An 11,524-nucleotide genomic window follows, 5' to 3' on the forward strand; every position below is an offset into this window, starting at 1 on the left:
AAAGTTTCCTTTTAGCTTTTTGTTATGGTTTTTGCAATATCTTTAAAACTCATCTGATTAGTTAATTCAAACGTACCAAGCTGTATTTTTTTACTGTAGCCGTATTCCTCCAGATAATCTCCAAACTCGGCTGCATCCTCTACGATGTTTTCCTTTTCAAGCTGTTCTGCTATTTCTCCAGGGGTCATGCCGCTTGCAATTTCTAGCTGATAGGCTGTGGGAGATTCCGAAGGCTCCTTTTGAGTTTGATCTGCTTCGTGGGCCGTTGTTTCCTTGGGATCCTGGAGGGATTTCTGCAAATTAGCATGCTCCTCATCTGTTAATACAATATAACCCTCACGTTTTAAAAATGCCTTTGCAGCTGATTCATCCAGTTTTGCATTTTCTGGCAGATCATCCTTATTGAAAAAATAAGCAAAGCCCATAATCAAAACCGAAATTAAAACTCCAAAAGCAAATGCCCGGGTGTTCCTCTTATTCATAGCTCTGGCCTCTAAACTTCATTTCAGTTTGAATTGCTTTAACTTCTTGAGGGGAAAGTGAGGATTGTCTCGCGATTTGGTCAACGGATAACCCCTGCTGGGCAAGCATCACTACCTGGTTCTTTATTATTTCATGAACTTCCTTTTTCTCAATGGGTGGAGGAGTACTCTTTACAGAGAATGGCGGCTGAAGACTATCGTCCGCGACTAGCAGTTCCTCCTCCAAGACCTTTAGCTTCTGCTTGATCTGGTACATTTCCTGAATCTGCTGAATGGATATTTGATCTATATCTTCCCTTAGTTCTTTATAGGGATCTTTTAAAAATATCGAAATAAGGAATAAAGCAATAGATAAACCCAACAGTGCCAACATGATGTATTCCAAAAAAGTCACCTCATATTCATTTTGAACAGAAATATTTTACCATCATTGGCGACAAATTTCGATAATCAATCCAAAATCTTGGAAAATTTAAGTTATTTTGTCGTTGCCGCCCTGACAAAACTGTCGAAACGCAGCCTGTAAAAACGCATAAAAATTTTTTCTGCTCCGATCCTCCTGCTATATAGGCTCTCGCAATAAGCGACAATTTCCGTTCATTGTAGCAAACCTGTTTCAATGCTAACATTAAGTTATAAAAAATGTCATAAAATTTCGCCTTTATTCATATATTGCATTTTTCTTGAATGCTTAATGATATAGAAAAAAGAAAATTGAAAACAAGAGGTGCCGGTATGATAGATGAAATTATTAAGCTGCGCAGGAGGGGCCTTTCTTTCCGAAAAATTGCCGTAGAACTTGATACAACGGTGGGCAAGGTGCAATACCAATGGACGAAGCTGGTCCAAAACAAAGCTAAACGGAGCAGCGATGAGCCCTTTCAAACCAGTTCGCCTAATCAGGGTGCGGATAAAAAGAATGCTCCGATAATTGAAGATAAGATTAACATAACTCGCATTTCAGCTGAAAAGATTAAAGTGTATTGGGAGATTTCTATTTATAAAGAAAATATGGTTGCACAGTATTTTAATAGGCCCATCTCCTCTTGGAGAAAGGCATTGCGAATCTATGATGTAACAGGAGTTATTTTTGACGGTGGGAATGCCCAGAGCGACCATGAAGTGGTTCTCCTGAACCAACATACAGAATGGACCTTCAAAGGATTAAAACCCAACAGGGTCTACTGTATAGAAATGGGAGTGAAGCTTACTGAAAATAACTTCTTCCCTTTGCTCCGTTCAGACGCTTTGTATACATCGGAAATGGGATTTGAGAATATCTCCAGACCTCAAGAGCCAATCCAGGAGGCTGCAGAATGGACAGAAAGTGTGAGTACATACACCTATTATGAAACTTTATGTGAAGGGGAGGGATAAATCATGATTGAACCAATTACGGCAGAACCTAAAGAATATGTGCAGAATGATGGGATATCAAAAATCCTTCTCCTAACATGGGAATATCCGCCCAATGTAGTAGGCGGCTTATCAAGACATGTACACGGGCTAGCTGGAGGGTTGAACCAAAAAGGGTACGAAGTCCATGTTCTGACAGCAAATCCCGGCAGTCTTCCAAGCTATGAAAATAATGAAAGAATTCAGGTTCATCGTGTTCGCCCCCTTAAAGAAAAGGACCCTAACTTTTTGCACTGGATATTGGGATTGAATTTGGCAATGGAACAAAAAGCCAGGGAGCTGTCATCCTATCATGACTTCGAGCTAATCCACGCCCATGACTGGCTTGTAGGAGCCTGCGGACTGTCATTGAAGGAGAGCCTGAAACGGCCTTTAATTACAACCATTCATGCAACAGAGCATGGAAGGAATAACGGAATTTACACAGAGCTTCAAAAATTTATTCGCGAAAAGGAACAGCAGCTGGTGAACGGCTCAGATCGAGTGATTGTTTGCAGTGAATATATGAAGGAAGAATTGATTCAGCAATTTAGTATAAGCAGTGAAAGAATGGCGGTTATTGCCAATGGGATTAACAAAGAAGTGCCATTGGAGAATCCTCAAAGCATACTTGAGGGCCTGCCTGTAAGGGAAAGCAGGAGGCTGATATTCTCTATTGGCCGGATGGTAAAAGAAAAAGGCTTTGATACCTTGATTGAGTCTGCAAACTTGATCAAAGAAAGGTTTCCGGATGTATATTTTATCATAGCGGGTAAAGGGCCAATGCTTGAGATATATAGGAAAAAAGTCAAAGAATCGAATTTGGAGACTTTCATCCATTTCCCGGGTTTTATAAACGATTTGCAGCGTTCTGCTTTGTTTCGTAAGTGTACTCTTGCAGTCTTTCCAAGTTATTATGAGCCTTTTGGGATTGTTGCCCTTGAAGCAATGATATCGGGCAAACCTGCAGTAGTCTCCGACACCGGAGGCCTGAAAGGGATTGTTAAGCATGGCTTTTCAGGGCTGCTCATGACTCCGGGTGATCCATCAAGCTTTGCTGAGCAGGCTGCTTATCTGTTGGAAAATGCTGATAGAGCCAATATGATTGGAGCAAACGGCAAAAAGGTGGCTGAAAGCCTGTTCAGCTGGAGCCGTATAGCGGAAGAAACCAAACGGGTATTTGAAGAGACATTGATCAGCCAGAAACTTAAAGAAGTTTAACAGTTTGCAAAACCAGTTTTAATTTATGCTACCAATCCATTGGAATACTTGCAGGACTTTAAAATACTATAGAAAAAGGTGCATGGAGATGAACACGTTAAACTGGATCAGATCTGATGTTTATGAAGAAATGGAGCAAGCTGCAAAAGGGAAGCTGAGGATGATTCCGGGATTATGGGTAGATGGGAAAACCTATTGGATGGAAAATGGTTTTAAGGAATTATTTCCGGAAGAAAATATTTCTGTCCATGTAAAGCGGGAACATATTCACTCCAAAATTTCTTTCTTCAAAAGTTATATTACCAATCATGACGATAAGCCACGCAATGTGAAGCTTTTAATACAGCACAAACACGAATATTCTTCTCGTGAACAGTTCTCATTTATATCGCCAGCGGAAAATGTCATTTTCCACATGGCTGATTCAAAAGTATTTCTGGTAAACGGCCAATTGAACGGCCAGATCATGGCAGAATGCTCGATTCAGCCGTACTGGAATTTATACAGTGATCAAATTTGGAAGTGCAGGCGTAAAGGTGTTTTAAAATACAACCCTATGGTTAAGGGGAATGCTATAAGCATATTTGCCTTTAACGTTGGATTTGAAGGAAAAGGAACAGTTGAAGCAGATTCATGGATTGTGAGCGGTGACAGTAAATCAGAGCTTCTTCAGTATAACCGGCTACTTTTAAAAAAACGTACTAGCATTTCGATTTAAAAAATGATATTATAGAAAAGTCGTATGAACGAACTAGTTTGAACATAGTTTGGAGGGAAATTACATGCGTGTGAACATTACGTTAGCTTGCACAGAATGTGGAGATCGTAACTATATTTCTAAAAAAAATAAACGAAATAATCCAGATCGTCTTGAGCTTAAAAAATATTGCCCAAGAGATAAGCGTTCGACTGCACATCGCGAAACAAAATAAGCGGTAGGATAATTCCTACTGCTTTTTTTGTTGATTTTTTTATTGGGTAAACTTACCTGTATTGGCTCCTTTGTACGGGGAATAAATGTGTGTGAATTTTTCTGTTGGAGGTTTATAAAATGGAAACAGAAAAGAAGTTTCTGCGAAAAGAAATGCTGGGAAGGCTAAAAGAATTGAATAAGCCGGAACATGAACAACGCTCATATGAAATAGCCTGCAAGCTTTATCAACATCCTCTATGGCTGCAAGCTAAGACGATAGGGATTACCGTTTCCAACCAGCCAGAGGCTGATACCTGGCAAATTATCAAACAAGCATGGGATGAAGGGAAAAAAGTTGCTGTCCCGAAGTGCATTCCAAAAACAAAGGAAATGGTTTTCCGGAGGCTGGAGTGCTTCACCGACCTGGAGTCAGTATATTATGGTTTATGGGAGCCGATTGAAGCAGTAACGGAGGAGGTCCCAGGGGGAGAAATCGATACGGTGATTGTTCCGGGTTTGGCCTATATGAAAAATGGTTATCGTCTTGGGTTCGGGGGAGGCTATTACGATCGTTTCCTAGAGGGCTATAAAGGCAATAAAGTTTCGTTGGCATTTGCTTTTCAGGTGATTAACAGCCTTCCGGTTGAAGAGCATGACCGGCCGGTGGAAATGATTATTACTGATGAGCAGGTATGGAAAACCTCCGATGCTTGAGTATGCTTTTATTTTAATCTTTATATCTGTAACAGCGCTGGCCGGCTTTTCTTTAAATTTATTATCTATGTCAGGGAGCTTAGCAGCACTTATCATTGGCATTGCTGTTGGATGGGGCTTCGGGCTGCGTGGCCTTTTGGTGCTGGGTTTCTTTTTTGCCAGTTCAAGCCTCTGGTCCAAATTTAAAAGGAAACAAAAATTGAAAGTCGAAGACAGGCATGAAAAGGGTTCACGCAGAGATTGGCACCAGGTAGCTGCCAATGGGGGTATTGCCGGTATTTCAAGTTTGCTCTATCTTATTGATCCCTCCTCCGTTTGGCTCATGTGCTTCCTTATCAGTTTAGCTTCAGCAAATTCGGATACTTGGGCATCAGAGATCGGCTCATTGAGTAAGAAACTGCCCTTGTCAATCCGTACCTTTAAGCCTATTGAAACTGGTACTTCAGGAGCTGTAAGTCTACTGGGGACATTTGCTGCAATTGCGGGGGCATCGGCAATTGCCCTTTTATCATTCTATTTGTTCCACATTACGCCATATGAGGCTTTGTTCATATTGGCTTTCGGATTTGCGGGAAATATAATTGATTCCTTTTTGGGAGCTTACTTGCAAGCCGTATACAAGTGCAATGTTTGTGGAGAAAAAGTGGAGAAACTAAATCATTGCGAAAAAAAAACTTCCTTAATAGGAGGCAAACAGTTCGCAGATAATGACTTTGTAAACTTTTTTTCAGGTTTAGCTTCAGCGGCATTGGGAATGCTTCTATATATATTAATTCTATAACCGGACTAATGGCAGCTGGAAACAGAATAAAGTCTTTCGCATTCATTCAATAACATAATAGATATAGGTAAAGGGGCGATTATGATGAGGACTCGGGTAAACAGAGTCGTATTAATTGGGACTGGGTTTGTGGGGTCCAGCTATGCTTTTGCAATGTTAAACCAGGGTGTTACAGAGGAATTGGTGCTGGTTGATTTAAATAAAGAAAAATCTGAAGGAGATGCAATGGATTTAAACCACGGGATGCCTTTCGCTCCATCCCCTACCTCTATATGGTTTGGTGATTATTCTGATTGCAAAGATGCCGATCTGGTTGTGATCACAGCTGGTGCTAACCAAAAGCCAGGTGAAACACGCCTTGATCTTGTGGAGAAGAATACAAAGATCTTTAAAAGTATTGTTGGCCAAGTAATGGCAAGCGGATTTGATGGGATCTTTCTTGTAGCAACCAATCCTGTTGATATTTTGACATATGCTGTTTGGAAGTTCTCGGGACTGCCTATGGAGAGGGTTATCGGATCAGGCACAATATTGGACACTGCCCGATTCAGGTATCTGCTTGGGGAGTATTTTAAAGTGGATACACGCAATGTCCACTCCTACATAATCGGTGAACATGGGGATACAGAGCTGCCTGTATGGAGCCATGCAGATATTGCGGGAAAAAATATAGATGACTGGATAAGTAAAGAGGCGGCTTTTAAGCAGGAAGATTTGGACTCTCTTTTTTTAAATGTGCGCGATGCGGCTTATCAGATTATCGAACGAAAAGGTGCTACTTATTATGGAATTGCAATGGGACTTGTTCGTCTTACAAAGGCAATCCTGCAAAATGAAAATTCGGTGCTGACAGTCTCAGCTTATTTGGATGGACAATATGGGCATCATGATGTTTACATTGGGGTTCCGGCTATCGTAAACAGAAATGGAATACGGGATATCGTTGAGCTTAACTTAAACAAAGTTGAACAGGAGAAATTTACCCATTCAGTAGAAGTACTTAAAAAGACAATGGAACCAGTCTTTAAGAATGAATAATCATCGATAGAAGATTAAGGATTTGGATATGTTATTTTTTTACTTCTGCTGAAATATGGATAAAACCTTCCCCCTCTTCTCAAAATAATAAAGAGGAGGGATTTCGAATGTCTCGATTATTTTCCATATTCATGATTGGGCTGGGTGGTTATTTTGCCTACCAGAACCGCTATCGATTAATAAATGTCCTTTTTGGCAATGCCTTTCTCCGCAGGTTCCTTGTCAGCTCAGTTATGAGTTTTCCAGGTGTCCGTGATCGGATGATGAGCTCAGTTTTTTCATCAGGTGCTTCAGAAGGCAGTAGATGAGTAAAAAGACCATAATAGGTCTTTTTATTTTGCTGTTTTTACAAAATGCTTTTTCTTTTACAATATGAAGGCTTTTTGCCTATAGTTAAATAAAAGAAGTAAGAGAGTGGGGGAAGAATTGGGCTTTCAAGAGGATTATATATTTTGGACACTGGCGCATTATTTTATCTCTGACCAAGAGTACAGGATGATTCAACTATCAAAAGGCCAGGACGAACTGTGGCTTGAAAAGCTTGAACATAAAGAAGCAAAGGTAATAAGGCTGCTAAAATACAATCTTGATTGGAGCAATTGGATGCAGCGGGATATTGAAAACACTGCCCAAAAAGCTGAATCAGTCAGAAGGCAGCTTGGCAGAAAGGAACTGCCAATTTTTAATATATATATTACAGCCTTCCCGCCTGTTGACGATTATGAATTCAGGATATCAGCACCTTTTAAGGCTGAAAAAGGAAAGGCTTCTGTTCAAACGCTGATTATTGATTCCAGTAATCCTGAGAGCATAGACAAGATTCAAGCAATCTTTCATGACCCTCTAACTCTGCCTGCCGGCGAGTATACTGAAACTGACGCCGATGCAGTAAAGCATGCAGCCCTTTCAAAAGCCGTAAATAAAGCAAAAAAAGAAAAAGCGTTATTTAATTTTGGGAAGCCCTTTTTTACCTATATGTTCGTATTTATTCAATTAGCGATGTTTTTGTTTTTGGAATGGAAGGGCGGAAGTACAGATACTTCTACACTAATTAAGTATGGAGCTAAATTTAATCCTCTTATTTTGGAAGGGGAATGGTGGCGGTTCTTTACTCCAATTGTTCTTCATATCGGGCTTCTTCATTTATTAATGAATACCCTTGCATTGTATTACCTTGGATCAGCAGTTGAACGGGTGTACGGAAATTTAAGGTTCATATTCATTTATATCCTCGCGGGATTTGGCGGGACTTTAGCCAGCTTTATTTTTAGTCCTGCTCTTTCAGCAGGTGCGAGTGGCGCTATTTTTGGCTGTTTTGGCGCACTTTTGTACTTCGGGCTCATCTATCCAAAACTCTTTTTTAGGACGATGGGGTTCAATATACTTGTGGTGCTGGCGATAAACCTGGCCTTCGGATTTACAATCCCCGGAATTGACAATGCTGGCCATATAGGCGGGCTAATAGGCGGTTTTCTTGCCACTGGCATCGCTCATTTTCCAAAAAAGAAAAAAATATGGCTGCAGCTTCTATTTTTAGCCATCACGGTTAGCTTAGCTGTTGGCTTATTAAAATATGGATTCAGTGAACCGGGAAATTTGATGAATGAACAGACAGCCGTAGTTATGGCTCAGGAGTATATTAAGACCGAGGATTATAAAAAAGCACACTCTTTGCTTGCTGATTTTATTAAAGAGAAAGAGGCCTCTGCTGAAGTTTATTTTCTTTTATCCTATGCAGAAATTAAGGAGGGAGACCTTCAAAATGCGAAGGAACATCTCAAACAAGTGATTAAACAAAAAGCTGATTTCCATGAGGCACATTATAACCTTGCACTCATCTATATAGAAGAAGAAAATAGAACGAAAGCAAAGCAGCACGCCCAAAAAGCGGCTGATTTGAATCCGGGCCAGGAGGAGTATCATCAGCTTTTAGATCAAATAGCAGATTGGGAGACGTCTGGGCAGCAGTAGTGTTGAATTCACCACAAGCTCTGGAGTATTTTTTCTCTTAATTCCTAGGAAATATCTGCTCAAATCAGGCATTTTTTAGAATCATACCATTTGCTGGTATGATTTTTTTTTTGCATGTCTATCCTGTTGAATAGTATGCAAGGAAAAGTATGGAATAGATTGCTGAGGTGGGGATTATGGAGCAGGGTAAACGTGAACCTGTAAAGGTGTCGCTGAAAGAAAATATTGCCTACCTGAGAGAGGCACTTGGTGTAGAAAAAAGTTTTGATGTCATTCAGCTTGATGTAGAATACGCAGAGAGGGAAATGGCCCTCTATCTGGTAGATGGCTTTGTAAAAGACGATATTTTGCACTACTTGATGAAAATGCTGGCAGGCCTGGACAAAGATCAGCTGGAAGGAGACACGCTCTCAAGGCTGATTAAAACATATATTCCGTATGTTGAGGTTGAAACAAGCGATGATTTAAATAAAGTGGTGGATATGGTGCTGGCAGGCCCTACTGCGCTAGTGGTAGATGGAGTGGACCAAGTCATCCTGATCGATGCACGTACTTATCCTGTCAGAGGACCTCAAGAACCGGATATTGAGAGGGTTGTCCGCGGTTCGAGGGATGGCTTTGTCGAAACACTTGTTTTTAATACAGCCCTAACCAGGAGAAGGATTAGAGATCGGACTCTTCGCATGGAATATATGCAAGTAGGCCGGAGATCTAAAACAGATATTGTTGTCAGTTATATTGAAGACATCGCGGATCCAACTATGGTGGAGAAGGTAAAAGAATCTATATCGAAAATTGATACTGATGGATTGCCAATGGCCGAAAAATCGATCGAGGAGTTTATATCGGGACGGCATTGGAACCCATATCCAATGGTTAGGTATACCGAGAGGCCCGATACGGCAGCTACTCATCTTTATGAGGGGCATGTTTGTATTATTGTAGATGGATCACCAAGTGTTATTATAACGCCAACTACTTTTTGGCACCATCTGCAGCATGCAGAGGAATACCGGAATAAACCTCTTGTAGGTGCGTATTTGCGGTTTGTGCGCTTTTTGGCGGTTTGGGCATCCATTTTTCTTTTGCCGTTATGGTACCTATTTGCTGTTGAACCGCAATTGCTGCCTGAGGCTTTATCATATGTTGGTCCAAATGAAACAGGGCAGCTTCCTTTAGTAGTCCAATTTCTCATAATTGAACTGGGACTTGATATGCTGAGGATGGCTGCCATTCATACACCGACCTCACTTGCCACAGCCCTTGGACTGGTGGCTGCCCTGATGATCGGGCAGGTAGCTGTTGAGGTTGGTTTATTCATCAATGAAGTCATTCTCTATTTGGCGATTGCAGCAATTGGAACTTTTTCAACGCCAAGCTATGAAATGAGCCTGGCAAATCGGTTAATCAGAATAGGATTGCTGATTGCAACAAGCTTATTCCATACATACGGATATGTAATTGGAATTGTGCTGCTGATTATTATGCTTGCAAGAATGAAGTCTTTTGGGGTCCCGTACCTATGGCCGTTTATTCCTTTCAACTTAAGGGCATTTAGAGATGTTTTGGTCAGGTCGCCAATCCCGTTGAAAAACAGGCGCCCGCGGTTTCTTCATCCTAAGGATCCCGACCGCTAAATTTCAGAATCCCTCCCTGACAGATTCAGGGAGGGATTCTTTTTGACATTAGCAGCAAAAGCGATCAAAAAGGTACAGCTTGCTCCTTCCCTCTTGAGGAGGGGGTTAATTTAGATTATACTTTAATGTGGCAAAAACTTATTGATAAAGGTCGAGGTAAAGCATGAAAACCATTTACGATATACAGCAATTTCTAAAGAAGTATGGGACTATTATATACATAGGGGACAGAGAAGCTGACTTGGAGCTTATGGCCTCGGAATTAAAAGAGCTATATGATTCGCAGCTTATTGACTTGAAAGACTATCAAAGTGCAACTTTGCTTATACGGACTGAAATTCAGCGTTTAAAAGAGAAAAAATAGACAGAAAAGGTGATTAATTTGGCAGAGAAGTGGCTAATTGGTGTTGATTTAGGCGGGACAACTACGAAACTTGCTTTTATCAATTACTATGGTGAGATTCTCCATAAATGGGCTATCCCCACGGATAATAGTGAAGAAGGAAAAAATATAACCATTAATATAGCAAAAGCGATAGACCGCAAACTGGAAGAGCTTGATCTGACGAAGGACAAAATAGTAGCGCTTGGTATGGGGGCGCCTGGACCGGTTAATCTTACCACCGGTGTCATTTATAATACTGTTAATCTTGGCTGGAAAGATAATTACCCATTGAAGGATCTGCTTGAAGTTGAAACATCTCTTCCGGTCATCATTGATAATGATGCCAACTGTGCAGCCCTTGGCGAAATGTGGAAAGGTGCCGGCAATGGGGCAAAAGACCTTGTATGTGTCACTCTGGGAACGGGTGTAGGAGGAGGCGTAATCACTAACGGCGACATCGTTCAGGGTGTGAGCGGTGCCGCTGGCGAGATTGGCCACATAACCTCTGTCCCTTCAGGAGGGGCTCAGTGCAATTGCGGAAAGACTGGATGCCTTGAAACAATCGCATCTGCTACCGGGATTGTAAGGCAGGCTATGGAAAAGCTGCAGGTGAGTGAAGCAGGGGAGCTTGCCAGGTTATACAATGAGAATGGGCTTATTACTGCGAAAGATGTTTTCGATACAGCCAGAACTGGGGATCTAACTTCTCTTTCAGTAATAAGGGAAACAGCTTTACATTTGGGATTGGCTTTGGCCAATATTGCTAATACGCTTAATCCGGAGAAAATCGTGTTAGGAGGAGGCGTTTCAAAAGCAGGGGAAATTCTGTTAAAGCCTGTTGTTGAAAACTTTGCCAAATTTGCCTTCCCGAGGGTCAGGGAATCAACAGAAATCGATATTGCCACTTTAGGTAACGATGCTGGTGTGATTGGTGCAGCCTGGCTGGCAAAAAATAAATAAAACATTAAGAGGCTGGGACAAAACCCA

Annotated in this window: 14 protein-coding genes; 12 read left to right on the forward strand and 2 right to left on the reverse strand. The window is 41.2% G+C overall.

Annotation, left to right across the window (positions count from 1 at the left end; genetic code table 11):
* Window positions 1-11: 11 nt before the first annotated feature.
* Together J7I93_RS02895 and J7I93_RS02900 are read right to left on the reverse strand one after the other, a co-directional pair.
* Window positions 12-482, reverse strand: coding sequence for an endolytic transglycosylase MltG (locus tag J7I93_RS02895; RefSeq protein ID WP_214723115.1), 471 nt, complete (start codon window positions 480-482; stop codon window positions 12-14).
* On the reverse strand, window positions 475-867 hold the full coding sequence (locus J7I93_RS02900) for a hypothetical protein (RefSeq protein WP_214988634.1): 393 nt from the start codon (window positions 865-867) through the stop codon (window positions 475-477). The genes J7I93_RS02895 and J7I93_RS02900 overlap by 8 nt, the downstream gene beginning before the upstream one ends.
* 350 nt (window positions 868-1,217) lie before the next feature.
* Here J7I93_RS02900 and J7I93_RS02905 point away from each other — a divergent pair, with 350 nt between their 5' ends.
* From J7I93_RS02905 to J7I93_RS02960, 12 genes are all read left to right on the forward strand, one after another.
* Window positions 1,218-1,859, forward strand: a complete 642-nt coding sequence (locus tag J7I93_RS02905) for a DUF4912 domain-containing protein (protein ID WP_214723117.1) — start codon at window positions 1,218-1,220, stop codon at window positions 1,857-1,859.
* Between the two features lie 3 nt (window positions 1,860-1,862).
* Complete coding sequence (locus J7I93_RS02910) at window positions 1,863-3,098, forward strand: glycosyltransferase family 4 protein (RefSeq protein ID WP_214723119.1); 1,236 nt, start codon at window positions 1,863-1,865, stop codon at window positions 3,096-3,098.
* A gap of 88 nt (window positions 3,099-3,186) precedes the next feature.
* The gene (locus tag J7I93_RS02915; protein WP_214723121.1) at window positions 3,187-3,816 is read left to right on the forward strand and encodes a hypothetical protein; all 630 of its coding nucleotides are present in this window, start codon (window positions 3,187-3,189) and stop codon (window positions 3,814-3,816) included.
* A 64-nt stretch (window positions 3,817-3,880) separates the two neighbouring features.
* Complete coding sequence (gene rpmG, locus J7I93_RS02920; RefSeq protein ID WP_053434400.1) at window positions 3,881-4,030, forward strand: 50S ribosomal protein L33; 150 nt, start codon at window positions 3,881-3,883, stop codon at window positions 4,028-4,030.
* A 119-nt stretch (window positions 4,031-4,149) separates the two neighbouring features.
* Window positions 4,150-4,725 carry a 5-formyltetrahydrofolate cyclo-ligase gene (locus tag J7I93_RS02925; protein WP_214723123.1) on the forward strand — a complete coding sequence of 192 codons (576 nt, stop codon included), beginning with the start codon at window positions 4,150-4,152 and terminating at the stop codon, window positions 4,723-4,725.
* Complete coding sequence (locus J7I93_RS02930; protein ID WP_214723125.1) at window positions 4,718-5,506, forward strand: DUF92 domain-containing protein; 789 nt, start codon at window positions 4,718-4,720, stop codon at window positions 5,504-5,506. The genes J7I93_RS02925 and J7I93_RS02930 overlap by 8 nt, the downstream gene beginning before the upstream one ends.
* An 84-nt stretch (window positions 5,507-5,590) precedes the next feature.
* Window positions 5,591-6,544: an L-lactate dehydrogenase gene (locus J7I93_RS02935; protein WP_214723145.1), complete on the forward strand. Its 954-nt coding sequence runs from the start codon at window positions 5,591-5,593 to the stop codon at window positions 6,542-6,544.
* Window positions 6,545-6,651: 107 nt separating this feature from the next.
* Window positions 6,652-6,852: a hypothetical protein gene (locus J7I93_RS02940; protein WP_214723127.1), complete on the forward strand. Its 201-nt coding sequence runs from the start codon at window positions 6,652-6,654 to the stop codon at window positions 6,850-6,852.
* Between the two features lie 118 nt (window positions 6,853-6,970).
* Window positions 6,971-8,515 (forward strand): rhomboid family protein, encoded by a 1,545-nt coding sequence (locus J7I93_RS02945; RefSeq protein WP_214723129.1) that lies wholly within the window; start codon window positions 6,971-6,973, stop codon window positions 8,513-8,515.
* 176 nt (window positions 8,516-8,691) lie between these two features.
* The gene (locus J7I93_RS02950) at window positions 8,692-10,152 is read left to right on the forward strand and encodes a spore germination protein (protein WP_214723131.1); all 1,461 of its coding nucleotides are present in this window, start codon (window positions 8,692-8,694) and stop codon (window positions 10,150-10,152) included.
* Between the two features lie 163 nt (window positions 10,153-10,315).
* Window positions 10,316-10,516, forward strand: a complete 201-nt coding sequence (locus J7I93_RS02955; protein WP_214723133.1) for a YqgQ family protein — start codon at window positions 10,316-10,318, stop codon at window positions 10,514-10,516.
* An 18-nt stretch (window positions 10,517-10,534) separates the two neighbouring features.
* On the forward strand, window positions 10,535-11,497 hold the full coding sequence (locus tag J7I93_RS02960) for an ROK family glucokinase (protein ID WP_214723135.1): 963 nt from the start codon (window positions 10,535-10,537) through the stop codon (window positions 11,495-11,497).
* Window positions 11,498-11,524: the final 27 nt, after the last annotated feature.

This window comes from Bacillus sp. ISL-47, assembly GCF_018613175.1.
Taxonomy (GTDB): Bacteria; Bacillota; Bacilli; order Bacillales; family Cytobacillaceae; genus Cytobacillus.

Bases quoted from the DNA above. Each gene is read 5' to 3' on its own strand.
- J7I93_RS02895 (WP_214723115.1), bottom strand. From the start codon at position 482: ATGAATAAGAGGAACACCCGGGCATTTGCTTTTGGAGTTTTAATTTCG.
- J7I93_RS02905 (WP_214723117.1), top strand. From the start codon at position 1,218: ATGATAGATGAAATTATTAAGCTGCGCAGGAGGGGCCTTTCTTTCCGA.
- J7I93_RS02910 (WP_214723119.1), top strand. From the start codon at position 1,863: ATGATTGAACCAATTACGGCAGAACCTAAAGAATATGTGCAGAATGAT.
- J7I93_RS02915 (WP_214723121.1), top strand. From the start codon at position 3,187: ATGAACACGTTAAACTGGATCAGATCTGATGTTTATGAAGAAATGGAG.
- rpmG (WP_053434400.1), top strand. From the start codon at position 3,881: ATGCGTGTGAACATTACGTTAGCTTGCACAGAATGTGGAGATCGTAAC.
- J7I93_RS02925 (WP_214723123.1), top strand. From the start codon at position 4,150: ATGGAAACAGAAAAGAAGTTTCTGCGAAAAGAAATGCTGGGAAGGCTA.
- J7I93_RS02930 (WP_214723125.1), top strand. From the start codon at position 4,718: ATGCTTGAGTATGCTTTTATTTTAATCTTTATATCTGTAACAGCGCTG.
- J7I93_RS02935 (WP_214723145.1), top strand. From the start codon at position 5,591: ATGAGGACTCGGGTAAACAGAGTCGTATTAATTGGGACTGGGTTTGTG.
- J7I93_RS02940 (WP_214723127.1), top strand. From the start codon at position 6,652: ATGTCTCGATTATTTTCCATATTCATGATTGGGCTGGGTGGTTATTTT.
- J7I93_RS02950 (WP_214723131.1), top strand. From the start codon at position 8,692: ATGGAGCAGGGTAAACGTGAACCTGTAAAGGTGTCGCTGAAAGAAAAT.
- J7I93_RS02955 (WP_214723133.1), top strand. From the start codon at position 10,316: ATGAAAACCATTTACGATATACAGCAATTTCTAAAGAAGTATGGGACT.